The organism is Kitasatospora sp. NPDC057518 (genome assembly GCF_042802075.1).
In the GTDB taxonomy this organism is placed as follows: domain Bacteria; phylum Actinomycetota; class Actinomycetes; order Streptomycetales; family Streptomycetaceae; genus Kitasatospora.
The window spans coordinates 1-22,887 of record NZ_JBHVEU010000099.1; the positions used below are offsets into that span (position 1 = coordinate 1).

Below are 22,887 nucleotides of genomic sequence, written 5' to 3' on the forward strand. Positions count from 1 at the left end.
CCGTTCCCGGTGCGGCGGGCCCTTTCCAGGTGCGGGAGGGGATCAGTGGTGGCCGTGGCCGCTGCCGATCTCCTCGTGCTCCTCGACGGTGGGCTTGGCGATCTGGCTGTACTCGCCGTAGAAGCCGCGGGAGAGTTTGACCCGCGCGCGGGTCCACAGCCCGGCCTTGCGGGCCACGCCGTTCTCGTCCACCTCGGGCGGCAGCTCGGAGGGCTGCGGCTGGTCGTGCGAGGTGAGGGTGTAGAGCCGGCCCTTCGGCAGCGGGGCGTGCACCTCGACGAACTCGCCGTGCTGGAGGCGGTTGATGACGCCGGTCTCCCGGCCGTGCAGCACCTTCTCCTTGTCCCGCCGCTGGAGGCCCAGGCACCAGCGCTTGGTGATCACGAACACGACGACCGGCACGGTGAAGAAGCCGATCCGCACCGCGTAGGTGATCGCGTTGATCGAGAGGTGGAAGTGGGTGGCCAGCAGGTCGTTGCCGCCGCCGGCCAGCAGGATCAGGTAGAGGCTGATCCAGGCCGCGCCGAAGGCGGTGCGGACCGGGGCGTTGCGCGGCCGGTCGGCGATGTGGTGCTCGCCCCGGTCCCCGGTGATCCAGGCCTCCAGGAACGGGTAGCACCAGATGGCCAGCAGGACGGTCGGGAAGACCATCAGCGGGACGAACACCCCGAGGTTGAGGGTGTGGCCGCCCCAGACGCTGATCTCCCAGCCGGGCATCACGCGGATCAGGCCCTCGGAGAAGCCCATGTACCAGTCGGGCTGGGCGTTGGTGGTCACCTGGTCCGGTCGGTACGGGCCGTACATCCAGATCGGGTTGACGGTGGCGATCGCCGCCATCACCGAGACCACGCCGAAGACCAGGAAGAAGAAGCCGCCCGCCTTGGCGGTGTAGACCGGCAGCAGCGGCATGCCGACCACGTTGCTGTTGGTCCGGCCGGGCCCGGCGAACTGGGTGTGCTTGTGGTAGAAGACCAGGATCAGGTGCGCCGCCAGCAGGCCCACCATGATCCCGGGGATCAGCAGGACGTGGACGGTGAACAGCCGGGGGATGATGTCGTGCCCCGGGAACTCGCCGCCGTAGAGGAAGAACTGCAGGTACGTCCCGACGATCGGGACGGCGAGGACCGCGCCCTCCATGAAGCGGATGCCGGTGCCGGAGAGCAGGTCGTCGGGCAGCGAGTAGCCCATGAAGCCGTCGAACATGCCGAGGATCAGCAGGAGCGCCCCGAAGACCCAGTTGATCTCGCGCGGCTTGCGGAACGCGCCGGTGAAGAAGACGCGCATCATGTGGGTCAGCATCGAGGCGACGAACACGATCGCGGCCCAGTGGTGGATCTGGCGCATCAGCAGGCCGCCGCGCACGTCGAAGCTGATCTTGACGGTCGAGGAGAAGGCCTCGGACATCGGGATGCCCCTGAGCGGGACGTACGACCCGTCGTAGACGACCTCGCCCATGCTCGGCACGAAGAACAGGGTGAGCCAGACGCCGGTGAGGATGATGATGACGAAGGTGTAGAGCGCGATCTCGCCCAGCATGAAGGACCAGTGGTCGGGAAAGATCTTGCGCAGGTTGGCCTTGGCCAGGGAGTAGATGCCGAGCCGGCCGTCCGCCCAGTCGGCGAGCGCCTCGGCCTTGTTGGCGGGGTCGGCGCGCGTGGTGGTCACCGGTCCCGGCTGCGACTGCTGGTCGGCTCTCACGACGGGCTCCCCGGCGTCCGCGGCGTACCGTGCCGGAGGCCCGCCGGCGGGAACGGCGGCCGGCGAAGTGTTGTGATCATGGGACCTCTCGATACGGGCCCGCCGGCGGGACCGGCGCGCGGACCAGCTGTTCCGCTGGGCCCGTTGCTCAGGGTGATGGAGCGCTTACTCTGTCATGCTGTCGGCAGGGGGCCGACTGTGCACGTCCATCGGCCCGTCCGGCCGTGCGTGTCGGGCCGGACGGGGGTTCCTGACGCCCGATCGGCTGGCCGCCGCTCGGCCCAACGGGTGCCGATGCTGCGGTCGGGTGCCGCTGAAGCGTTTCGGCGCGCGCCGCGTCCGGGGGTCGCGAGGTCCGGGGCCTACGCTGCGCCAATGGTGGATCACCGTGAACTCTTCGAGGACGTCACCGAGGCCCTGGCCCGCGCCGGGTTCGACACCGGACCGGGCCCCTCACCGCTGTGGATCGACCGCCACCCCGAGGGTGTGGTGGTCGGCTGGACGCCGGGAGCGGAGCCGGGCGGGCCGCCCTCCCGGGAGGCGCTCGCGGCGCTGAGCGGCGCGGCCGCGGTCGTGCTGCGCGAGTGCGGCTACCTCGTCGCCGGAACGGAGGAGGGTGATCTCCTGGTGCGTTGCGCCGAACCGGTGACGGTGCCGGAGTCGCCCGAACCGGAGGCGGTGCCGGAGCAGTGGTGGGGGTGACCCGGGGCTCCTGACGGTCCCTCCGGCCTGCGGGTTTGGTCGACACGAGGGCGAGCTCATACCGAACCCTTACCCGAACCGGGGGTGCGGTTGACCTGCGCGGCTCTAAGGTTTGCCTAAGCTAAGCCGTGGCGCCCTGGACCGCAGTGTCCGGGGCGTTCGGCTGTGCCGCCCCGCCGCCACCGCGGCGGGGTCGAGGACAGGTGAACGACCCGGGCCGGCCCGGGGGAGGAGCCCGCCGCATGTGGGATGAGGCGTTTCCCAGCTTCCTGATCGGTCTGCGCGAGGGCCTGGAAGCCGGACTGATCGTGTCGATCCTGGTCGCCACGCTGGTACGGGCGGACCAGAAGGCCCGGCTGCCCCAGGTGTGGTCGGGCGTCGCGGCGGCCGTCGCGCTCAGCCTGAGCTTCGGCGCGGTGCTCACCTTCACCGCCGCCAACCTCTCCGGCCACGCCCAGGAGGCGTTCGGCGGGGTGCTCAGCCTGATCGCGGTCTGCTTCGTCACCGCGATGGTGTTCTGGATGCGGCGCTCGGCGCGCACCCTCTCCGCCGAGATCAAGGAGAAGGTCCAGGCCTCGCTGGCGATGGGCGCCGGCGCGCTGGTGCTCACCAGCTTCCTCGCGGTCGCCCGCGAGGGCCTGGAGACCTCGCTCTTCCTGTGGACCAACGTGCGCACCGCCGGGGAGTCCACCGGGCCGCTGATCGGCGCGGCCGTCGGCCTGGTGCTCTCGGCCGGGCTCTGCTGGGGCCTGTACCGGCGGGCCCTGAAGATGAACCTCACCCGGTTCTTCACCATCACCGGCGTCGGACTGATCGTCGTCGCGGCGGGCGTCCTCGGCTACGGCCTGCGGGACCTCCAGGAGTCCGGCCTGGTCGGCGGCGGCACCTCGTACGCCTTCGACCTGAGCGGGCACCTGGACGCCTCGTCCTGGTACGCGACGCTGGTCCAGGGCACCCTCAACCTGACCGTCACCATGACGGTGCTCCAGGTCGTCGGCTACGTCGCGTACCTGGGCGTCGTGATGACGCTGTTCGTCGAGGGGGTCCGCAGTGGTGGGCGCGCCCAGGCAGCCCCGGCCGCCGCTCCCGCCGCTCCCGCCGCTCCCGCCGGGGCGAAGCCCGCCGCGGGCGGGGCCGAGGGCGGGGGTACGGCCGGACCGGTGCGGGCGGGCCGGCCGCGCTGGGTGCTGCCGACCGCGGCGATCGCCGTGCCGGTGGTGGTGGCCGGCGTGGTGATCGCGGTCAGCGAGGGCAAGCAGGGCGGCTCCGCCACCGTCGCCGTCTCCGAGCAGGAGTGCGGCAAGGGCTTCGCCGACCCGCGGCCCGGCCAGCAGGTGTTCCAGATGCGCAACACCGGCGACAAGGTCGCCGAGGTCTACCTGGTCGACCCGGGCAGCGGCGCGGTCTACGGGGAGATCGAGGGCCTGGCCCCCGGCACCACCCGCGCCCTGACCGCCACCATCGGCTCCGGCGACTACGCCTGGCGCTGCGTGCCCACCGGCGGCAAGTCCGTCACCTCGGCCGCCGTGCACGTCAGCGGCGCCGCCGTGGTCAAGGCCGTCAAGCCGGTCGCCGAGGAGGACCTCAAGGCCCCGCTGGACAGCTACAAGGAGTACGTCGACCAGGGCCTCGCGACGCTCGTGACGGAGAGCCGGAAGCTCCAGGCCGACGTGCGCTCCGGGGACCTCGCCACGGCGAAGGCCGACTGGCTCACCGCCCACCTCCGGTACGCCTCGCTCGGCGCCGCGTACGGCACCTTCGCCGACCTCGACGGCAAGATCGACGGCCGCCCGGACGGACTCGCCGAGAAGGAGCGGGACCCGGGCTTCACCGGCTTCCTGCGGCTGGAGTACGGCCTCTGGCACGACCAGTCCGCCGCCGAGCTGGCGCCCGTCGCCGACGACCTGGCGCAGAACGTGGAGAAGCTGGCGCACGACTTCCCCGGCCAGGACTTCGCCCCCGGCGACCTGCCGCTGCGCGCCCACGAGATCCTGGAGAACACCCTCCAGTTCGAGCTGACCGGCGACACCGACATGGGCAGCGGCACCAACCTGGCCACCGCCCAGGCCAACCTGACCGGCACCCAGGAACTGCTGACCCTGCTCCAGCCGCTGCTCGACGAGCGGGACCCGCAGGTGCTCGTCAAGGTGAACGCCGGGATGAAGCGGGTCGGCGACCTGGTCGCCGCCGCCCACCGGCCCGAGGGCTGGACCCCGGTCGACCGGCTGCCCGCCGACGCCCGCCGACAGCTCAACGGCGCCACCGGTGAACTGCTCGAAGACCTCGCCCCCGTCCCCGCCCTGCTCGAGATCCGGAAGGCCGCCTGATGACCGACCACACCGCAGCCACCGGGTCCTGCCCGTTCCCGCACGCCGCTGCCGCCGCCACCGAGGCCGCTGCCGCCGCGGAGGGCGGCTGCCCGGCCGGACCGGCCCGGCGCAGCTTCGTCCGGGCCGCGCTCGGCGCGGGCGCCGGAGCGGCCGTGCTGGCCGGCGGCGGCCTCGCCCTCGCCGCCGGACCGGCCGCCGCCGGGGACGGCACGCAGGAGAAGGCCGGGGCGGTGCCCTTCCACGGGGCCCACCAGGCCGGCGTCACCACGGCCGCCCCCGGCTTCGCGGCCTTCGTCTCCTGCCAGGTGATCGCCCAGGACCGCAAGGGCCTCGAAGCGCTGTTCCGGACCCTGACCGAGCGGATCCGCTTCCTCACCGCCGGCGGCACCCCGCCGGACCTCGGCGTCGGCGCGCCGCCCTCGGACAGCGGCATCCTCGGCCCGACCGTCCCCGCCGACCACCTGACCGTCACGGTCGGCGTCGGCGCCTCGCTCTTCGACGACCGCTACGGGCTGGCCAAGGCCAAGCCCGTCAGGCTCGCGCCGATGAAGACCTTCCCGAACGACAACCTCCAGGCCGCCGAACTGCACGGCGACCTCTCGCTGCAGATCTGCGCCGACCGCCAGGACACCGTGCTGCACGCGCTGCGCGACATCACCCGGCACACCCGGGGCGCGCTGCAGATCCTCTGGCGGATCGACGGCTTCCAGAACCAGTCCCGCCCGGACGGCGCCCAGCGCAACCTGCTCGGCTTCAAGGACGGCATCGTCAACCCGGACACCGGCTCCGCGCGCGAGATGGACCGGCTGGTCTGGGTCACCGACGGGACGGGCGAGCCGGCCTGGGCGACCGGCGGCAGCTACCAGGTGATCCGGATCATCCGGATGCTGATCGAGTTCTGGGACCGCGTCACCCTCACCGAGCAGGAGAAGATGTTCGGCCGCCGCCGGGACACCGGCGCGCCGCTGGACGGCGCCCGGGAGACCGACGCGCCGGACTACGCTAAGGACCCGGACGGCAAGGCGATCCCGCTCGACGCCCACATCCGGCTGGCCAACCCGCGCACCGCCGACACCGACAACTCGCGCATCCTGCGCCGGGGCTTCAACTACGACCGGGGCGTCGACCGGGCCGGGAACCTGGACATGGGCCTGGTGTTCTGCTGCTACCAGCAGGACGTGGTGCGGCAGTTCGAGGCCACCCAGACCCGGCTGATCGGCGAGCCGCTGGTGGACTACATCTCGCCGACCGGCGGCGGCTACTTCTTCGTCCTGCCGGGGGTGAAGGACGAGGCCGACTGGCTCGGGCGGGGGCTGCTGGCCGCCGTCTGACGGTCGGTTCCACCGCGGGCCCGGCGCTGCCACGCGCCGGGCCCGTCCGCGTGCTCAGCCGTCGGGCCCGTCCGCTCCGTCGGCGCCGAGGGTGAAGCCGATCACCGCGCCGCCGCCCTCCCGGTTGGCGGCGAAGGCCGTACCGCCGTGCGAGCGGGCCACCTCGTGCACGATGGCCAGGCCCAGGCCGGAGCCGGGCAGGCCGCGGGCGGCGGTGGCCCGGTAGAAGCGGTCGAAGACCCGGTCGAGGTCGGCCGCGTCGATGCCCGGGCCGCGGTCGCGCACCTCCACCCGCGGGCCGCGCACCACCACCTCGATCGGGCCCGTCCCGGCGGGGTCGAACTTGGCGGCGTTGTCCAGCAGGTTGCCCACCGCGCGGGCGAGCGCGTCCGGCCGAGCGGTGACCACGGTCGCGTCCGCGTCCACCACGACCTCCCGGTCGCTGCGCCGCCGGGCCTGGGCGGCGGCCTGCCGGACCACGTCGGCGAGCAGCACCTCGGTCGGCTGCTCGTCCGCCCTGCGGTCCGCCGCGAGCGCCACCAGCTCCTCCACCAGCTGGGTCAACTCGCGGGTCTCCTCGACCAGATCGGCCATCAGCGCGGCGCGTTCGGCGGGCGGCAGCCGGTCCAGGCTGGGGAGCACCGAGAGGTTGGTGCGCAGGCTGGTCAGCGGGGTGCGCAGCTCGTGCCCGGCGTCCTGGACCAGTCGGCGCTGGTTCTCCTTGGCGGTGGCGAGCCGGCCCAGCATCCGGTCGAAGGCCCGGCCGAGCCGGCCCACCTCGTCCGTGCCGGCGGCGGGCACGGGGACGTCCAACCGCCCACTGGCGGCGACCAGTTCGGCCGCGTGGGTGAGTCGGACCAGCCGCCGGGTGATCCGTCGGGCGAGCAGCCGGCCGGCCCCGCCGGCGAGCACCGCGACGATCGCCACCAGGGCGACCGTACGGGTCCGCAGGGTGGTCAGCAGCTTCTCGGTGGGCCCGACCTGCTGGATGATCTGGACCGCCCCGCGTCGGCCGCCGAGCGAGACCACGCCGACCCGGTAGGCCTCGCGGTGCTCGTGGCGCAGCCCGATCGAGGTGCGGCCCGGCTGGTCGGCGTGGGCGAGCTCGTGGTCGGACGGGCTCGGCGGCAGGTCGAGCCGGGCGGTGCCGGGCAGCACCGCGCCGTCGGGGTTGAGCGACTGGGTGGTGACCCGGATCGGGCGGACCAGGTCGGCGCTCAGGCCGCTCGGGCCGGCGAAGTCGCCCGGGAAGAGCACCTCCCGCTGGACCTGGCGGCCGACGGAGTCGACGGCGGCGCCGAAGTCGGCGGTCTCGTCGTCCCGGATCAGCCGCGCGGCGGCGTCGTAGCCGAGTGCGCCGATCAGCACCGCGACCAGCGCGGCGATCGCGGCGAAGGCCAGCGCGAAGGTGGTGGGCAGGCCGGGGCGCGGCAGCCGGGGGAGACGGGGGAGCCTGCCGGTCGGGCGCGGGAACCGGGGGAGGCGGCGGGCCGGGCCGGTCACGGCTCGCGCAGCGTGTAGCCGACGCCGCGGACGGTGTGGATCAGCGGGGCCAGGCCGGGGCGGTCGAGCTTGCGGCGCAGGTAGCCGATGAACACCGCGAGGTTCTTCGAGCCGGGGCCGAAGTCGTAGCCCCAGATCCGCTCGTACAGGGTGGCCTGGTCGAGGACGGCGCCGGCGTGCCGGGCGAGCAGCTCCAACAGGTCGAACTCGGTGCGGGACAGTTCGAGCTCCTGGGCGGCACGCCAGGCCCGGCGGGCGGGCGGCTCGATCCGCAGGTCGGCGACGGTCAGCACCTCGGTGGCGGACTCCGGCGGGCGGCGGCGCAGCATGGCGCGCAGGCGGGCGAACAGCTCGTCCACGTCGAAGGGCTTGACCAGGTAGTCGTCCGCGCCCGCGTCGAGGCCGGCGATCCGGTCCGGCACCTCGACCCGGGCGGTGAGCATCAGCACCGGGGTGCGGTCGCCGGCCGCGCGCAGCCGGCGGCAGACCTCCAGGCCGTCCGGCTCGGGCATCATCACGTCGAGCACCAGGACGTCCGGGCGCTGCTCCGCGAGGACGGCCAGGGTCTGGGTGCCGTCGGCGGCGACCCGCACCCGGTAGCCCTGCAGCATCAGTGCGCGGGCGAGCGAGTCGCGGATGGCCCGGTCGTCCTCGGCGATCAGCACGGTGTGGGTCATGGCGGAGATTCTCCCTGGCGTGCTCACGGCGGTTTCGGGCGGGGGCGGGGTGTCCGGGCCCGCTCCGCGGCCGCTCCGGGGCGGTCCGTGACGGCCGGGGCTGTCGCGCGGTGCTTCGCGGGCGTACGGTGGCCGTACGGTGGCGCGCCGCCGGGTGGGCCGCCTGATCCGAGTCGGCACGCCCTGCCGGAGGCCGCGATGGCAGACCGGATGGCCTTCTTCACCACCCCGCGCGAAGAGCGGGTGCGGCGTGATGCGCGGGAGCGGCTGGGGGACTGGCGGGAGGTGTACCGGCCCGGCCCGCTGCTGCCGGTGGTGGGCGGGCAGGCGGGGCGGTGCATGGACTGCGGGCTGCCGTTCTGCCACAGCGCCTGTCCGCTCGGGAACCTGGTGCCGGAGTGGAACCGGCTGGTGGCGGAGTCGGGGACGGGTTCCGGGGAGGGGACCGGAGCGGGCGCGGAGGTCGGAGCGGAGGTCGGCGCGGCGGCCGGCGCGGATTGGCGGGCGGCCGCGGCACGGCTGCTGGCGACCAACAACTTCCCGGAGTTCACCGGGCGGCTCTGCCCGGCGCCCTGCGAGAGCGCCTGCGTGCTGGCCATCGACGGCGCGGCGGTGACGATCAAGAACGTGGAACTGGCGATCGCCGACCGCGCCCTGGACGCGGGCTGGGACGGGCCCCGGCCGCCCGACCGCGCCGAGCGCTCCGGTGGGCGGCGGGTCGCGGTGATCGGCTCGGGCCCGGCCGGGCTGGCCGCCGCCCAGCAGCTGACCAGGGCCGGGCACGCCACCACGGTGTACGAGCGGGCCGACCGCGCGGGCGGGCTGCTGCGGTACGGCATCCCGCCGTTCCGGCTGGAGAAGCACCGGCTGGAGCGCCGGCTGGACCAGCTGCGGGCCGAGGGCACCGACTTCCGCACCGGGGTGTGGGTCGGCCGGGACGTCCCGGGCGAGGAACTGCGGGCCGGGTACGACGCGGTGGTGGTCGCGGTGGGCGCGACCGCCTGCCGGGAGCTGCCGGTGCCGGGGCGGGACCTGACCGGGGTGCACCAGGCGATCGAGTACCTGACCTGGGCGAACCGGGTGGACGAGGGCGACTGCCCGGTCTCGCCGCTGTCCGCCGAGGGGCGGCACGTGGTGATCGTCGGCGGCGGCGACACGGCGGCGGACTGCCTGGGGACGGCGCTGCGCCAGCGCGCCGCCTCCGTCACCCAGCTGGACATCAACCCGCGGCCGCCGCGGGACCGGGCCGACGGGCAGCCCTGGCCGGTGTACCCGAAGGTGTACCGGGAGACCACCTCGCACGAGGAGTCCGGTGCGGCGGAGGCCGGGCCCCGGGTGTTCGCGGCCACCACCGTCGGCTTCGAGCCCGGCCCGGACGGCCGGGTGGCCGCCGTCCGCTTCGCCGAGGCCGAGCCCGCCGACCGCAGCCCACGGGCGGGCACCGAGCGGAGGCTGCCGGCGCAGCTGGTGCTGCTCGCGCTGGGCTTCACCGGGCCGGACCCGGACCGGCCGCTGTTCGCCCAACTCGGCCTCGCCACCGGGCCGGAGGGCACCCTGGCTCGGGACGACGGCTTCGCCACGGCGGCGGAGGGCGTGTTCGTCGCGGGGGACGCCGGACGCGGGCAGTCGCTGATCGTCTGGGCGATCGCCGAGGGACGGGCGGTGGCCGCGGCGGTCGACCGGTACCTGCGGGGGTGGACGGAACTGCCGGCGCCGATCCGGGCCTCGGCGCGGGCGCTCACGGTGTGAGACCGGGAGCACCCGCGCCGGTCGGGGTGGTGAGGGTGGTCGGGGCGGGTGTCAGAACAGCGGGAGGCGGCGGAGGAACACGTCCTCGGCGTTGTTGGTGTCCCCCGGGACGAGGGTGCTGTCGGACGAGGTGAACACCACCGCGGTGCCGAAGGCGTCGGGGAACGGGGCGTACGAGGAGCCGGTGGTCTGGGAACCGTCGCCCGCCACGCTGACCCGCTCGGTGCGGCCGGTCCACAGGTCGCGCCGGAACACGTCCTCGGCGTTGTTGGTGTCGCCGGGGACGAGGTTCTCCGCCGCCGAGCTGAAGTAGACCCACCGGCCGTCCGCCGTCAGCCGGCCGCCGAAGGAGTCGAGGGTGGTCTTCGTCCCGGGCAGGCCGACGCTCACCAGTGTCTCGGTGCCCTGCCGGAGGTCGCGGACGTACAGCTCGAAGTGGCGGTCCCAGGAGGTGTCGCCGTGGACGACCCAGGAGGAGTAGACGGCGTAGCGGCCGTCCGGGCTGATCGACGGGTCGGCCGCGCCCTTGTAGCCGCCGTCGGGGGCCGAGGAGGCCAGGCTGGTCCGCCCGGCGCGCAGGTCGCGGGCGTACAGCGGGTAGAGGCGCGGCTTGAGGAGCTCTGCGCGGGCGTCTGAGCGGGTGTCCGGGCGGGCGTTCGGGCGGGAGTCTGAGCGGGCTTCCGGGCGGAGGGAGTCGGCGGCGAACTCCTGGTCGGAGCCGGCCCTGAGCTCGGCGACGGCGGCCGGGGAGAGGGTGTCGGGCCGGCCCGGGCCGATGAGGTTGGTCGCCTTGGAGATGAAGACGACCGTGCTGCCGTCGCCGCTGATCTCCGGCGAGGCGGAGGAGGCGTCGGCCTCCTTGCCGTCCGCGCCGACGCTGACCAGGCGGGTGTCGCCGGTCCAGAGGTCGGTGACGTAGATGTTGCCGCCGAACCAGGTGACCGTGCCGGGGGCGAGGTCGCTGCGGTTGGACTGGTAGGCGACGTAGCGGCCGTCCCAGCTGATCGAGGGGACGTCGGACACCCGGTCGGTCTGCGGGGCTCCCGGCGCCTGGCCGACGCTGACCAGCCGGGTCTCGCCGGTCCGGCGGTCGTGGACGTAGACGTCCTGGTAGCCGCGGTTGGCGCCGGGGGCGAGGTTCGTGGCGCTGGAACCGAACGCCACGTAGCGGCCGTCGCCGCTGATCGCGGCGTGGTGGGCGGCGCCGTCGGCCTGGACGCCGCCCGGACCGGTGTCGACCCGTTCGGTGTGGCCGGTCCACAGGTCGCGGACGAAGACGTCGGAGGTGCCGTTGGTGTCGCCGGGCACCAGGTCGGCCGCCTCCGAGGTGAAGACGGCGTAGCGCCCGTCGGCGCTCAGGCCGCGGGCCTGTGAGGCGCCGGTGGCCTGCGCCTGGCCGGGGCCGACGGAGACGCGTTCGGTGCCCGTGCCGCCCGGCCAGGCGGACGGTCGTGTGGCGGACGGTTGTGTGGTGGACGGGGCCGCCTGGGCGGGGGCGGCGACGGTGATGGAGACGGCGGCGGCCAGTGCGGCGGCCGCGAGGGTGCGGGCCGCGCGCAGTGGGCGGCGGATGCGGGTCATCGGGTTCCCTCCCCTGGGATCGGGCCGTGCCGCGTCGGCGGTGGACGCCGAACTCCCCGGCGGCCGGCTCGGGGTGAGCCAACCGCCGGGCGGGGTGGTCGGTCAACGGGTGGGTGCCGGGAGCGGCGCATTCACGCCGGAGGGCCGGGAGGCCGTGGACGCGGTCGCATCGGGTACGTACGGTCTTTGCTACGATCCGGCGAAGCTGGTGTCAGGAGTTGTGCGTACATGGGTCGGAGGGTGTGGGACGTGGGTTCCGACGAGCGGGCGGTGACGTCGGTCGAGGTCCGCTACACCCCGACGGCCGAGGACTTCCGGGAGGCCTTCGCGGCGTGGGAGCGGTGCACGGCGGCCGGACGCCGGTCGCGGCGGGCCGTGTACACGGTGGCCGTCGGCGGGACGGCGGTCGTCGGGCTGCTCGCCGTCCTCGGCGGGACGGTGCTGCGGTTTGTCGCCCTGCTGGTGGCGGTCGTGCTGCTCGTGGTTCTCGCGGGGCCCGCGACGCGGGTGCGGCGGGTGACGAGGACGGCGAGGGAGAAGGGCGAGTTCAGGGTCCTGCTGGACGACCAGGGGGTGGTCGTGAGCACCGAGGCCTCGGTCACCGAGTTCGCCTGGTCGGAGCAGCGGTACTACCTGGAGACGCCCCGGCTGTTCCTGCTGTTGAAGGGCAGCGAGGAGACCGGTGTGCTGACCATGCTGCCCAAGCGCGGGGTCGACGACCTCCGGGGGCTGGGCGAGCTGATCGACCGGCACGCGACGGCGCTCGTCCGGGACTGAGCAGTCGTGGGGTGGGTGCGGCGGGCGCGTCACGGGGTGGGCTCCGGCGCGACCGGCCCGGTGCGGTGCGTCCGCTGGTCGTAGCGCCAGAGTGCGGGGAGCGCGGCGGACACGGCGGCCGAGCTGCCGAGGCAGAGCAGGCCCCCCGTGCGCAGTGCCGCCCGGATGCCCTGGCGGGCCGCGAGCCCGCCCGCCCGCAGGTCGCCCAGGGCCGGCCCGGCGGAGCCGATCAGCATCTCCAACCCGGCCGCTCGGCCCCGGAGTTCGTCCGGAATGGACTGGTTCCAGATGGCGCTGCGGAAGGTGTCGCCGACCCAGTGCGCGCCGCCCGCGACGGTCAGGCAGAGCAGGACGGCCCACAGGCCCGGGGCGAAGGCGGCCGCCGCCGTCGCCGCGCCGACCAGTGCCGCGGAGAGCAGGACCAGCCGGCCGTGCCGGTGCACCCGCTCCGCCCACCCGCCGGTCGCGGCGGCGATCAGGCTGCCGGCCGCACCGGCCGAGTAGAGCAGGCCGAGCGCCCAGGTGGCGTCCAACTCCGCGGCCAGGAACGGGAAGAGCGCGGTGGGCAGGGCGAAGACGGTGGCCGCGAGGTCGGCCAGGTAGGTGCCGACCAGGTCGGGCCGCCGGGCCGCGTACCGGGCGCCGTCGAGGAACTCGGTGAGCTGCGGCGCCTCGGCGTCCCGCTCCGAGGGGATCGGCCGGACCCGGGCGAGCAGGGCGATCGAGAGCAGGAAGGTGCCGAGGTCGACCAGGTAGGCCGCCGGGACGCCGGCGGTCGCGATCAGCAGGCCGGCCGCCGCCGGGGCGGCCACGCCGCCGATGCTCCAGCGCAGGGACAGCAGGGCGCCCGCCGCCACCAGCTGGTCCTGGGGTACCAGGCGGGGGACCATCGCCTCGACCGAGGGCTGCTGGATGCCCTGGATCGCCGCCGCCACCCCGGCGGCGACGTAGAGCGGCCAGACGGCGGGGGTGCCGAGCAGCGCGTTGGCCAGCAGTAAGGCGCTGAGCGCGGCCAGGGCGACCTCGGTGGCCAGGGCGACGGTGCGGCGGTCGGCGCGGTCGGCGAGGACGCCGCCGTAGAGGCCGAACAGGATGACGGGCACGAGCTCGACCGCGCCGACCGCGCCCACGGCCAGCGGCGAGCCGGTGAGGTCGGCGATCTGGAGCGGGATCGCGGTCATGGTGAAGATCGAGCCGAGCAGGGTGACGGTGCCGGAGGTCCAGGTCAGCCGGAAGTCCCGGGAGGAGCGCCAGGGGGCGGTGTTCGGCAGCAGGCGGGACCAGGGGCGGTCGGGGCTGGAGGTGGGGTCGGGTCCGGAGGTGGGGTTCGGGTTGGAGGTCACGAGGGGTGGGATCCCTTCGGGGTCGTCGGCGTCGCGACGGCCGTCCTTATCGCTGATAAATTCCAGCTCGGGAACTTATCGGCGATAAGGTGGGTCTGGCAAGCGGATAACCCAGGAGGGCGATCGGATGGCGCTGCAACGCGACGAGGTGGTGCGCACGGCGCTGCGCCTGCTCGACGAGGAGGGCATCGACGGGCTGACCACCCGCCGGCTCGCCCGTGAACTCGGCGTCCAGTCACCGGCGTTGTACTGGCACTTCAAGAACAAGCGGGAACTGCTCGACCTGATGGCCGAGGCGATGCTCGCCGAGGCCCTCCCGCCCGACCGCGAGCCGGACCCGGCGCACTGGCCCGAGTGGATCGCCGCCGACGCCCGCGCCAAGCGCGGCGCCCTGCTCGCCTACCGCGACGGCGCCCGGGTGCACGCCGGCACCCTGCCCAGCGAGGATGAACTCCCGGCGGTCGAGGCCCAGTTGGCCGCCCTGTGCGGGGCCGGGCTGCGCCCGCGTACGGCGCTGCGGCTGCTGCTGACCGTCGACCGGTACATCATGGGCTGGGTCACCGAGGAGCAGGCCTGGCGGCAGGACACCGCGGACCGCGACCGGCCGCCGTTCCCGGACGAGGCGCTGCGCGAACTGCCGCTGCTGCGCGAGGCGGTGGACGTGCTGCGGATGACCGACCACGACGCGGACTTCGAGTACGGGCTGCGGGTGCTGATCGAGGGGTTCCGGGCGGAGATCGCGCGGGAGGCGGGGGCGGAGGGCGCTCCGGCTTCGGAGGCACGGGCCTCGGCGGGCCAGGCCTCGGAGGGCCGGGCGCAGGAGGGCCGGTCGTCGGACGGGCCGGCGTTACTGGACTAGCGTGACGTCCATGACCACCCTTGATCCCCGCAGTACGGCCCTGGTCCTGATCGACCTGATGGACCGGATCGTCGCCAACCCGCTCGCGCCGCGCACCGGTTCGGAGGTGGTGGAGGCCTCGCTGGAGTTGGCCCGGGAGTTCCGGGCGGCGGGCGCGCCCGTGGTCGCGGTGCGGGTCGAGCGGCCGAACGTCGCCGAGCAGCCGCCCGGGAGCGGGCTGGTCGCGGAGGTCGCGGCGGTGGCCGACGAGGTCGTGGTGAAGCGCACCATCGGCGCCTTCCAGGGCACCGGCCTGGACGGGCTGCTGCGGGCGCGGGGCGTGGAGACCCTGGTGTTCACCGGGATCGCCACCAACCTCGGCGTGGAGTCCAGCGCCCGGGCCGCCGGCGACCACGGGTACCGGCTGCTGTTCGTCGAGGACGCGATGGCCGCGCTCACGGCGGAGGAGCACCGGGCGTCGGTGGAACTGGACTTCCCGCGCCTCGGCGAGGTCGTCGTGGCGGCGGACGTGCGGTTGGGGTGAGTTGGCGGGGGCGGGGCTACGGCCGGGCGGGGTTTTGGCCGGGCGCGGTGCAGGGCTGTTACGGCCGGGCGAGGCGGAGGGCTTCGCGCAGCCGTCCCTCCGAGGCCGTGAGGAGGCGCGCTGCGGTGGGGGCGTCCACGTCCGCGAGCAGGGAGAGGATGGCGTCCTTGACCCGGCCGCCGGTCGCGCTCAGGGCGCGGTCGACCGCGGTCCCGTCGGCGCCGGTCGCCTCGGCGACGATCCGTCGGGCGCGGTCGCGCAGCTTGTCGTTGGTGGCGCGGAGGTCGACCATCAGATTTCCGTACGTCCGGCCGAGCCGGACCATCACGGCCGTGGACAGCAGGTTGAGCACCAGCTTCTGCGCCGTGCCCGCCTTGAGCCGGGTCGATCCGGCCAGCACTTCGGGGCCGACCTCCACCTCGATGCCCAACTCGGCCGCGGCCGCGAGCGCCGAGCCGCGGTTGCACGCCAGCCCGACGGTCAGCGCCCCCGCCGCGCGCGCGGCGCGGACGGCGGCCAGCGGGTAGGGCGTACGGCCGGAGGCGGAGACGCCCACCAGGGTGTCGGCGGAGGTGAGGGCGAGTGCGGCCACATCGGCCTCGGCGAGGTCGGTGCGGTCCTCGGCGCCCTCGGCCGCCGCCGTGACGGCCGGGCGCCCGCCCGCGATCAGGCCGACGACCAGCGCCGGATCGGTGCCGAAGGTCGGCGGGCACTCGACGGCGTCCAGCACGCCGAGCCGCCCTGCCGTCCCGGCGCCCGCGTAGACCAGCCGGCCACCACGCGCCATCCGGGCGGCCACGGCGTCGACCACGGCGGCGATCCGCTCCAACTCCCCGGCGACGGCCTCGGGCACCGTGCGGTCCTCGACGTTCATCAGCCGGAGCAGCTCGACCGTGGGCAACTCGTCGATCGCGGCCCACTCGGGGCGGATGGTCTCGGTCGCGGGAACGGTGTCACGACTCATGCGCCCGCCTCGCTTCGTGCGGCCGTGGCATTCGCCTGGGCATGTCGTCCGATGATTCGCTCGTTCATGCGGCCAGCCTCCCCGGGTGCGGGGTGCCCGAATCCGGGCAAGCGTGGATGGAGGGCATGAGGGGGCCGGAGGGAGGCGCAGGCGGTCTGGCCCTCGCTGCGGCCGTACTTCGGCGAGCGGGTGCCGGCGGAGGCCCGGACGCTCGGGCTGCCGGGTGAACCGGCCGCACTGGGGGCGCTGGTCGGGCCGGCGGACCAGGCCCGGTTGGCGGCGGCGCTGACCAGGGCGAGTCTGGCGCACGTGGGCGCCGGCTGAGGGGTGGGTCGTCCGGAGAGTGGGTGGGGGTCACGCCATCCAGAAGAAGACCGCCGTCATCCGCCGCTCGGCCAGGTCGGTGCCGTAGTAGCCGGTGGCGCTGTGGATCAGGTTGGCGTGGTAGAGGAGCAACTGGTTGTAGCGGTTGGGGACGCGGACGTCCTCGGTGAAGTGGTCACCGGGAACGTGGCGGGTGCCGAGTGCCTCGACCAGGTTGTTGTGCGGGGCGTTGACCAGGTTGCCGCCGAGGCGGCCGCCGGGGAACTGCTGGCGGTAGAAGCTGGTGCCGGCGTCCTTCGGGGCGCCGGGGCTGAGGTAGAGGACGGCGGCGTAGCGGCAGAGCGCGCGGGAGTCGGTGTGGGGGCGGGATTCCGATTCCCCGGCGCCGACGACCTGGACGCAGTTGTGGTTGAGCGTGCCGCCGCCCGGGGTGCTCTGCACCCAGAGCCGGGAGGCGCCGGTGGCCTTGCGGACCAGCGACTCGACCCGGGCCAGTTCCCCGGGTTCCAGGCCCGGCATGGTGCGCAGCCCTGGCCAGGTCTCGGGGCGGTGCGGGTAGCCCTCGGTCCAGTCCCCGCGGGCCAGACAGCGCTCCCGGACGGCGTCCGGGTCGGGTAGCACGTTGTCCAGGACCCAGTAGTCCCGGCCCCGGGTGGGCTTGCGGTAGGGCAGGACCGGCAGGGCGGTGGGCCTGATGGGCTGTGAGGGCATGGGCCGACGATAGAGGCGGCCATCGCCAACCTTCTGCCGTGAGCAGGTCAACCTTTCGTCAAGGGTGCTCCGGCCCGGACACGTGGTTCAGCCCCTGGTCGGAGGCCGGGCCCGCGGCCTAGGCCTCCCGTACGGCGAAGCTCCCGAGGGCGCCCTCCAGACGGTCGTAGGCCCGGACCGCCGAGGGGCGGACGGCGGTGGCGATCGCCGCCTGCTCCTCGCCCGCCAGGGTGCGGCGGAACACCTCGGCGAACACCGCGCGGTCGACGGCGGCGAGCAGCGCGGCGGCGACGCGGCACTCGAAGCCGACGGGTCTCTCGTGCACCGCCTCGGCCAGCGCCTCGGCGAGCGCCGTCTCGCCCTGCTCGTGCAGCTCGCGCAGCCGGGCGCCCAGGGCGGGGCTGTCGAAGACGGTGCGGGCGAACTCCGGGCCGGAGAAGCCGAGCCGGGCGTCGTGCCGGTCGAGCCCGGCGAGGCAGTCGCGGCGCAGCGCGGCGAGCGCGGACTCGCCCGGCGCGCGCCCCGCGACGGTCGCGGCGAGCCGGACGACGAGCTCCTCGTGCAGGTCGAAGAAGAGGTCCTCCTTGCGCGGGAAGTGGTTGGTGACGGTCATCTTGGCGACGCCCGCGGCGGCCGCGACCTCGGCGATGGTCGTGCGGTCGAAGCCCTGTTCGATGAAGAGCCTGGTCGCGGCGTGCGAGATCGCCTCGCGGGTGCGGCGCTTGTTGAGCTCGCGCAGGCTCGGCGTGGTCGCGTTCTCGGTCATGCCGGGAGCGTAGCGCAGCTTGCTGGGTCGGGTACAGGAATTAGGCTTGACCCAATCAGTGGGTCCGGCCTAAGTTCTTCTCGGGCGGCCGGAGCGGCTGCCCGGGTGAGCGTCCGAGAGTGTGCCGAGCGAGCGTCGGGGTGCCGCACGCGGGTTCGGGGGGCGCTGGCCCGACTGCGACTAGGGGAGGGGCGCATGACGACATCCGTCGCCGCGAAGGACCAGCCGGGAGGAGTCCGGGAGGGGGCGCCGGAGCCGATTCCGGCGGGCCTGTGGAAGATGGCCTCGGTGCTCGCGCTGGGGCCGGTGCTCGCGCTGTTGGACAGCACGATCGTCAACGTCGGCATCGACTCCGTCGGCCGCGATCTGCACGGCTCGATCGCGGAGATGCAGTGGGTGGCCACGGGGTACCTGCTGGCGATCTCGCTGACCATGCCGCTCTCGGGTTGGGCCGCCGGCCGCTTCGGCGGGCGGCGGGCGTGGCTCGCCTCGGTCGTCCTGTTCGTGCTCGGATCGGCGCTGTGCGGCCTGGCCTGGTCGACGGGCAGTCTGATCGCCTTCCGGGTGCTGCAGGGGATCGGCGGCGGGATGATTCAACCGCTCGGCCAGGCGATCATCATACAAGCGGCCGGGCCGTCCAGGGTCGGGCGGGTGATGGGCACGCTGATGCTCCCGATCAGCCTGGCCCCGGTCCTGGGGCCGATCCTCGGCGGGCTGGTGCTGGAGCACTTCGACTGGCGTTGGATGTTCCTGCTGAACGTGCCGGTCGGGCTGGTGATCCTGCTGCTCGCCGCCCGCTGGCTGCCGACTGACGAGGCGTCGGACATACCGAAGCCCCGGCTGGACGTGACGGGGCTGGTGCTGCTCTCGCCCGGTCTGACCGGGCTGGTCTACGGGCTCTCGACGATCGGTGACGGCGCGACGGCCGGCTGGGTCGCGCTGGTGGTGGGCACGGTGCTGGTGGCGGTCTACGGCTGGCACGCGCTGCGGGTGGGCCGCAAGGCCGGCCGGGCGCCGCTGATCGACCTGCGGCTGTTCGCCCGGCGCGGGTTCTCCGTGGCGACGGCGAACAGCTTCCTTCAGGGCGCCGCGCTCTACAGCTCGATGTTCCTGGTGCCGCTGTACTACCAGCAGGTGAAGCACGCCGGGGCGGTGGAGGCCGGTCTGCTGCTGGCGCCGCAGGCCCTCGGTACGGCGGTCACCGCCATGCTGGCCGCCCGGATCACCGACCGCTTCGCGCCGCGTCCGCTGATCATGATCGGCATCGCCTGCTCCCTGGTCGGCACGCTCGCGTTCACCCGGCTGGGCAGCGGCTCCGAACCGGCGGCCTGGCTGATCGCCGGCTCGCTGGCGCTGCGCGGCGCGGGCATGGGGCTGATCGCGATCCCCGGCCTGGCGGCGGTGTACGGGAGCGTTGAGAAGGCCCAGGTGCCGGCGGCGGCGGGCGCGGTCAACGTGCTCAACCGGCTTGGCGGGGCGCTCGGCACGGCGGTGCTGACGCTGGCGCTCCAGCAGGCGCAGGGCGGGCACCCCGACCAGCCGGGTGCGGCCTTCGGCGAGACCTTCTGGTGGGTGCTGGCCCTGTCGGCACTCGCCATCGCCCCGGCACTGCTCTACCCGAACACCCGTCCGTCCCGCTGACCGCCGAGCGGCTCCCGACCACCCAAGCATGGAGGTACCCGTGTCCACCCGTCACCCCGACGCTCTCCGCCTGCTCAGCGTGCACGCGCACCCCGACGACGAGTCCAGCAAGGGCGCGGCCACCCTCGCCCGGTACGCGGCCGAGGGCGTGGACGTCCTGGTCGCCACCTGCACCGGCGGCGAGCGCGGCTCGGTGCTCAACCCGGCCATGGACCGGCCCGAGGTCCGGGCCGACATCGCCCGCGTCCGCCGCGAGGAGATGGCGGCCGCCCGGGAGATCCTCGGTGTCCGCCAGAGGTTCCTCGGCTTCGTCGACTCCGGGATGCCCGGGCCGGGCGAACCGCTCCCGGAGGGCTGCTTCGCGGCCCGGCCGGTGGAGCTCGCGGCGGCGCCGCTGGCCGCGCTGATCCGGGAGTTCCGCCCCCAGGTGGTCGTCACCTACGACGAGACCGGCGGGTACCCGCACCCGGACCACGTGATGACCCACCAGGTCACTGTGGCGGCCGTCGAAGCCGCCGCCGACCCGCAGCGCCACCCCGGGCAGGGCGAGCCCTGGCAGGGGTCCAAGCTCTACTACCACCTGGCGCTCTCCCGGGCCTGGTTCCAGGCGCTGCACACGGCGATGACGGAACGCGGAGTCCCCTCGGGGATGGGCGAGCTGCTGGCCGGCTGGCCGGACACCCCGCCCGCCCTGGCCACCACGACCCGGATCGCGTGCGCCGAGCAGTTCGCCGTACGGGACGCGGCGATGCTGGCGCACGCCACCCAGGTGCAGCCGGGTGTGGCCTTCATGGCCCACCCGCGGGACATCGAGCGCGAGGTCTGGCCGACGGAGGACTACCACCTCGCCCGGAGCCTGGTGCCGGAGGCCGGTGCGGCGGCCGCGGCGGGCGGGATCGAGACCGACCTGTTCGCCGGGCTCCGGGCGGAGGTGGAGGGGGAGGTGGGGGCGGGATGAGCCTCACGGTCGGTGTGGCGGTGCGGGCCGTCGTGGTGTGGGCCGTCGCGCTGTGGGCCGTTGTGGGGCGGGTGGTCGTGGTGCTGCTCGGTGGCGGGCGGGCTGCCGTCCGTTCAGCACTGGCCGTCGGCGAGCACGTAGAAGCCCGGGCCGGTCTGCTTCAGGGTGTGGGTGACGAAGGTGTTCCAGAGCCCCATGCTCTGGCCCGAGCCCAGCGCGAAGGTCAGGCCGCCGCTCTGGGTGGCACGGCCGGCCAGGACCTGGTCGTAGTTGCTGGCGGTGAAGCACTGGGGTGCGCCCCCGCCCGGGGTGGTCGCCGTCACCGCCGCCGAGCGGGCGCCGACCGTGCCCGAGCCGTCGATCGCCGCCACGGTGTAGCCGTACGTGGTGCCGGCCGCGAGTCCGGTGTCGGTGAAGGTCGTGCCGGTCGTGGTGCCGACCTGGCCGCCGTTGCGGAAGACCTGGTAGGAGGCCGCGCCGCTGACGGCCTGCCAGCCGAGGGCGATCGAACCGGCGGTCGCGCTCGCCGTCAGGCCGGTCGGGGCCGGCAGCCCGGGGTCGGTGGGGCCGGAACCGCCGTCCAGCCCCCAGAACTGCGCGGTGTAGTAGCCGGAGCAGATGGTGTCGAGGAAGTAGGCGCCGGTCGCTCCGCACTGGTCGGCCCCGGAGCCCGGGTGGACGGCCAGGCCGTGGCCCATCCCGCTGATCGTGAACACTGCCACGGCGGGTTTTCCGCTCGCGTCGGCGTAGAGCTCCTGGGTGGTGCCGCCGGGGAGGCTCCGGGTGCCGGTCGGTTGGCGGCCGATGCCCTGGACGTTCGTCCACTGGTCCCGCAGCTCGGTCGCGTTCACCGGCCTGACCACGGTGTCGGCCGTGCCCTGCCAGATCGCCACCCTGGGCCACGGTCCGGTGTAACCCGGGTACGCGGCCCGGACCTTGTCGCCCCACTGGGCCGGGGTGAGCCCCTGGTCGGAGTTCTGGCAGCCGGAGGCGGCGGCCTGGGTGGCGGCGCAGTGGGCGGGCAGTCCGGAGTCGATCGCCCCGCCGGCGAACACGTCGGGGTAGTCGGCCAGCAGGTCGGCGGCCATCCCGCCGCCGGCCGAGAGGCCGGTGACGAACACCCGGCGGGCGTCCGAGCCGTACAGGGACTCGGCCTTGGTGACCATCTCGACCACCGACCTGGCCTCGCCGACGCCCCGGGCGGCCTTGCCCGCGTCGAACCAACTGAAGCAGGAGAGGCTGTTGTTGACGCTGCTGGTCTGTGGGAACACCACCGCGAAGCCGTACTGGTCGGCGAACTTGGTCCAGCCCGAGCTGCGGTAGTAGTCGGTGGCGCTCTGGACGCAGCCGTGCAGCGCGACCACCAGAGGAGCGCCGCTGGGCAGCCCGGCGGGGGTGTAGGTGTACATCGCGAGGTTGCCCGGATTGGTGCCGAACCCGGTGACCTGCTGGAAGCTGCCGCTCGCAGTCGCGGTTGCGGTTGCGGCTGCGGCTGCGGCTGCGGACGGCAGGGTGGAAACCGTGTCGGAGGCCGCGGCCGCGCCGGGTGCGGCGGTACCGAGCGCGAGGACGGCGGCGGTGAACAACGCCGCGGCGGTGGGGCGCAGTGGCATGGGGACTCCTGGGTGGGGGAGGAGTGGGGGCCGGTCCCGTGCAGCGTGGCGCGCCAGGAGCCCTGGTGCCATGTGGCGGTCATCCGGGGTCCGCCGCCTGGGCATGGCACGGGCCGCCATGGTCCGGCGGCCGCGGCCCCCTGCCCGCCGCGTGCCGTAAGGCACTTGAGGCAGGCGGCCGGACCAGGCAGGTTGATCCCATGACCACCGATGAGATCGCCGCCGAGGGCCCCCAGCCCACGAACGGCCCGGAGCAGCGCACCCGGACCCACACCTGGATGCCCGGCCCGCCGATCGCCGAGTTCACCCACCTGAGCGGAGAGGAGATCCTGCTGGAGTGGATCGCCGGGCGGATCCCGGAGCCCTCGATCTGCGGCACCATGGGCTTCCACCTGACCGAGGTGAAGCCGGGGACGGCGGTGTTCCGGGGCGAACCCGGAGACCACCTCCACAACCCGATGAACACCGTGCACGGCGGCTACCTGGCGGCCCTGCTCGACTCGGCCCTCGGCTGCGCCGTGCTGAGCAGGCTGCCGGCCGGGGTGGGCTACACCACCACCCAGCTCAACGTCCACATGCTGCGCCCGCTCTTCGCCGACTCCGGGACGGTGCGCTGCGAGGGCGTGGTGCTGCACCTGGGCCGGACGATGGCGACGGCGGAGGCCAGGGTGGTGGGCGCGGAGAACGGCAAGCTCTACGCGCACGCCACCACCACCTGCGCGATCCTGGCTCCCCGCCCGGAGGCCTGACCGCCTGGAGGCCTGACCGAGCGGGTGGCCCGGCCGGGTGGTCGCCGTACCCGCACCGGAAACGGTCGGGCCCCGGCCGCTGTGGCGA

General features: G+C 74.3%; 19 protein-coding genes. 10 read left to right on the forward strand and 9 right to left on the reverse strand.

The window, feature by feature from the left end:
* Positions 1 to 42: 42 nt before the first annotated feature.
* On the reverse strand, positions 43 to 1,665 hold the full coding sequence (locus ACFU7Z_RS13070) for a ubiquinol-cytochrome c reductase cytochrome b subunit (protein ID WP_074003822.1): 1,623 nt from the start codon (positions 1,663 to 1,665) through the stop codon (positions 43 to 45).
* Between the two features lie 408 nt (positions 1,666 to 2,073).
* On the opposite strand from ACFU7Z_RS13070, the gene ACFU7Z_RS13075 reads away from it, so the two are divergent.
* From ACFU7Z_RS13075 to efeB, 3 genes are all read left to right on the forward strand, one after another.
* On the forward strand, positions 2,074 to 2,400 hold the full coding sequence (locus tag ACFU7Z_RS13075; protein ID WP_049657126.1) for a hypothetical protein: 327 nt from the start codon (positions 2,074 to 2,076) through the stop codon (positions 2,398 to 2,400).
* Positions 2,401 to 2,642: 242 nt separating this feature from the next.
* Positions 2,643 to 4,727, forward strand: coding sequence for an iron uptake transporter permease EfeU (gene efeU, locus ACFU7Z_RS13080; protein WP_380777562.1), 2,085 nt, complete (start codon positions 2,643 to 2,645; stop codon positions 4,725 to 4,727).
* Positions 4,727 to 6,061, forward strand: coding sequence for an iron uptake transporter deferrochelatase/peroxidase subunit (gene efeB, locus ACFU7Z_RS13085; RefSeq protein ID WP_380777563.1), 1,335 nt, complete (start codon positions 4,727 to 4,729; stop codon positions 6,059 to 6,061). The genes efeU and efeB overlap by 1 nt, the downstream gene beginning before the upstream one ends.
* A 54-nt stretch (positions 6,062 to 6,115) precedes the next feature.
* Here the strand turns inward: efeB and ACFU7Z_RS13090 are convergent, their stop codons facing one another.
* Both ACFU7Z_RS13090 and ACFU7Z_RS13095 read right to left on the reverse strand, forming a co-directional pair.
* Positions 6,116 to 7,564 carry a sensor histidine kinase gene (locus ACFU7Z_RS13090; protein WP_380777564.1) on the reverse strand — a complete coding sequence of 483 codons (1,449 nt, stop codon included), beginning with the start codon at positions 7,562 to 7,564 and terminating at the stop codon, positions 6,116 to 6,118.
* The gene (locus ACFU7Z_RS13095; protein WP_049654967.1) at positions 7,561 to 8,241 is read right to left on the reverse strand and encodes a response regulator transcription factor; all 681 of its coding nucleotides are present in this window, start codon (positions 8,239 to 8,241) and stop codon (positions 7,561 to 7,563) included. The genes ACFU7Z_RS13090 and ACFU7Z_RS13095 overlap by 4 nt, the downstream gene beginning before the upstream one ends.
* Positions 8,242 to 8,439: 198 nt before the next feature.
* Here ACFU7Z_RS13095 and ACFU7Z_RS13100 point away from each other — a divergent pair, with 198 nt between their 5' ends.
* Positions 8,440 to 9,990 (forward strand): glutamate synthase subunit beta, encoded by a 1,551-nt coding sequence (locus ACFU7Z_RS13100; protein ID WP_380777565.1) that lies wholly within the window; start codon positions 8,440 to 8,442, stop codon positions 9,988 to 9,990.
* Positions 9,991 to 10,041: 51 nt separating this feature from the next.
* On the opposite strand, the gene ACFU7Z_RS13105 is transcribed toward ACFU7Z_RS13100, so the two are convergent.
* Complete coding sequence (locus ACFU7Z_RS13105; protein WP_380777566.1) at positions 10,042 to 11,571, reverse strand: hypothetical protein; 1,530 nt, start codon at positions 11,569 to 11,571, stop codon at positions 10,042 to 10,044.
* A gap of 249 nt (positions 11,572 to 11,820) precedes the next feature.
* On the opposite strand from ACFU7Z_RS13105, the gene ACFU7Z_RS13110 reads away from it, so the two are divergent.
* On the forward strand, positions 11,821 to 12,348 hold the full coding sequence (locus ACFU7Z_RS13110; protein ID WP_380777567.1) for a YcxB family protein: 528 nt from the start codon (positions 11,821 to 11,823) through the stop codon (positions 12,346 to 12,348).
* A gap of 29 nt (positions 12,349 to 12,377) precedes the next feature.
* Here the strand turns inward: ACFU7Z_RS13110 and ACFU7Z_RS13115 are convergent, their stop codons facing one another.
* Positions 12,378 to 13,691 (reverse strand): MFS transporter, encoded by a 1,314-nt coding sequence (locus ACFU7Z_RS13115; protein WP_380777568.1) that lies wholly within the window; start codon positions 13,689 to 13,691, stop codon positions 12,378 to 12,380.
* Positions 13,692 to 13,818: 127 nt separating this feature from the next.
* Between ACFU7Z_RS13115 and ACFU7Z_RS13120 the strand changes: the two genes are divergently transcribed.
* Together ACFU7Z_RS13120 and ACFU7Z_RS13125 are read left to right on the forward strand one after the other, a co-directional pair.
* Positions 13,819 to 14,550 (forward strand): TetR/AcrR family transcriptional regulator C-terminal domain-containing protein, encoded by a 732-nt coding sequence (locus ACFU7Z_RS13120; RefSeq protein ID WP_380777569.1) that lies wholly within the window; start codon positions 13,819 to 13,821, stop codon positions 14,548 to 14,550.
* A gap of 10 nt (positions 14,551 to 14,560) precedes the next feature.
* Positions 14,561 to 15,073, forward strand: coding sequence for an isochorismatase family protein (locus tag ACFU7Z_RS13125; protein ID WP_380741595.1), 513 nt, complete (start codon positions 14,561 to 14,563; stop codon positions 15,071 to 15,073).
* 58 nt (positions 15,074 to 15,131) lie between these two features.
* On the opposite strand, the gene murQ is transcribed toward ACFU7Z_RS13125, so the two are convergent.
* The 3 genes from murQ to ACFU7Z_RS13140 all read right to left on the reverse strand — a co-directional run bounded on the left by murQ (position 15,132) and on the right by ACFU7Z_RS13140 (position 17,838).
* Entirely contained in the window at positions 15,132 to 16,037 is a 906-nt protein-coding gene (gene murQ, locus ACFU7Z_RS13130; RefSeq protein WP_380777570.1) for an N-acetylmuramic acid 6-phosphate etherase, read from the reverse strand.
* 354 nt (positions 16,038 to 16,391) lie between these two features.
* Positions 16,392 to 17,072: a DUF6445 family protein gene (locus ACFU7Z_RS13135; RefSeq protein WP_049654566.1), complete on the reverse strand. Its 681-nt coding sequence runs from the start codon at positions 17,070 to 17,072 to the stop codon at positions 16,392 to 16,394.
* 118 nt (positions 17,073 to 17,190) lie between these two features.
* The gene (locus tag ACFU7Z_RS13140) at positions 17,191 to 17,838 is read right to left on the reverse strand and encodes a TetR/AcrR family transcriptional regulator (protein WP_074003609.1); all 648 of its coding nucleotides are present in this window, start codon (positions 17,836 to 17,838) and stop codon (positions 17,191 to 17,193) included.
* Positions 17,839 to 18,033: 195 nt separating this feature from the next.
* Between ACFU7Z_RS13140 and ACFU7Z_RS13145 the strand changes: the two genes are divergently transcribed.
* Together ACFU7Z_RS13145 and mca are read left to right on the forward strand one after the other, a co-directional pair.
* The gene (locus ACFU7Z_RS13145) at positions 18,034 to 19,479 is read left to right on the forward strand and encodes an MDR family MFS transporter (RefSeq protein WP_107086515.1); all 1,446 of its coding nucleotides are present in this window, start codon (positions 18,034 to 18,036) and stop codon (positions 19,477 to 19,479) included.
* Between the two features lie 28 nt (positions 19,480 to 19,507).
* Positions 19,508 to 20,437 carry a mycothiol conjugate amidase Mca gene (gene mca / locus ACFU7Z_RS13150; protein ID WP_380777571.1) on the forward strand — a complete coding sequence of 310 codons (930 nt, stop codon included), beginning with the start codon at positions 19,508 to 19,510 and terminating at the stop codon, positions 20,435 to 20,437.
* 113 nt (positions 20,438 to 20,550) lie between these two features.
* On the opposite strand, the gene ACFU7Z_RS13155 is transcribed toward mca, so the two are convergent.
* Positions 20,551 to 22,050, reverse strand: coding sequence for a PHB depolymerase family esterase (locus ACFU7Z_RS13155; protein ID WP_380777572.1), 1,500 nt, complete (start codon positions 22,048 to 22,050; stop codon positions 20,551 to 20,553).
* 200 nt (positions 22,051 to 22,250) lie between these two features.
* Here ACFU7Z_RS13155 and ACFU7Z_RS13160 point away from each other — a divergent pair, with 200 nt between their 5' ends.
* On the forward strand, positions 22,251 to 22,799 hold the full coding sequence (locus ACFU7Z_RS13160) for a PaaI family thioesterase (RefSeq protein WP_380777573.1): 549 nt from the start codon (positions 22,251 to 22,253) through the stop codon (positions 22,797 to 22,799).
* Positions 22,800 to 22,887: the final 88 nt, after the last annotated feature.

What these genes read in the sequence shown, in the direction of transcription:
- ACFU7Z_RS13155 (WP_380777572.1), bottom strand. Translation starts at nt 22,050, where the DNA reads ATGCCACTGCGCCCCACCGCCGCGGCGTTGTTCACCGCCGCCGTCCTC.
- ACFU7Z_RS13100 (WP_380777565.1), top strand. Translation starts at nt 8,440, where the DNA reads ATGGCAGACCGGATGGCCTTCTTCACCACCCCGCGCGAAGAGCGGGTG.
- ACFU7Z_RS13120 (WP_380777569.1), top strand. Translation starts at nt 13,819, where the DNA reads ATGGCGCTGCAACGCGACGAGGTGGTGCGCACGGCGCTGCGCCTGCTC.
- ACFU7Z_RS13125 (WP_380741595.1), top strand. Translation starts at nt 14,561, where the DNA reads ATGACCACCCTTGATCCCCGCAGTACGGCCCTGGTCCTGATCGACCTG.
- efeU (WP_380777562.1), top strand. Translation starts at nt 2,643, where the DNA reads ATGTGGGATGAGGCGTTTCCCAGCTTCCTGATCGGTCTGCGCGAGGGC.
- ACFU7Z_RS13095 (WP_049654967.1), bottom strand. Translation starts at nt 8,241, where the DNA reads ATGACCCACACCGTGCTGATCGCCGAGGACGACCGGGCCATCCGCGAC.
- murQ (WP_380777570.1), bottom strand. Translation starts at nt 16,037, where the DNA reads ATGAGTCGTGACACCGTTCCCGCGACCGAGACCATCCGCCCCGAGTGG.
- mca (WP_380777571.1), top strand. Translation starts at nt 19,508, where the DNA reads ATGGAGGTACCCGTGTCCACCCGTCACCCCGACGCTCTCCGCCTGCTC.
- ACFU7Z_RS13140 (WP_074003609.1), bottom strand. Translation starts at nt 17,838, where the DNA reads ATGACCGAGAACGCGACCACGCCGAGCCTGCGCGAGCTCAACAAGCGC.
- efeB (WP_380777563.1), top strand. Translation starts at nt 4,727, where the DNA reads ATGACCGACCACACCGCAGCCACCGGGTCCTGCCCGTTCCCGCACGCC.
- ACFU7Z_RS13075 (WP_049657126.1), top strand. Translation starts at nt 2,074, where the DNA reads ATGGTGGATCACCGTGAACTCTTCGAGGACGTCACCGAGGCCCTGGCC.
- ACFU7Z_RS13160 (WP_380777573.1), top strand. Translation starts at nt 22,251, where the DNA reads ATGACCACCGATGAGATCGCCGCCGAGGGCCCCCAGCCCACGAACGGC.
- ACFU7Z_RS13145 (WP_107086515.1), top strand. Translation starts at nt 18,034, where the DNA reads ATGACGACATCCGTCGCCGCGAAGGACCAGCCGGGAGGAGTCCGGGAG.
- ACFU7Z_RS13105 (WP_380777566.1), bottom strand. Translation starts at nt 11,571, where the DNA reads ATGACCCGCATCCGCCGCCCACTGCGCGCGGCCCGCACCCTCGCGGCC.
- ACFU7Z_RS13135 (WP_049654566.1), bottom strand. Translation starts at nt 17,072, where the DNA reads ATGCCCTCACAGCCCATCAGGCCCACCGCCCTGCCGGTCCTGCCCTAC.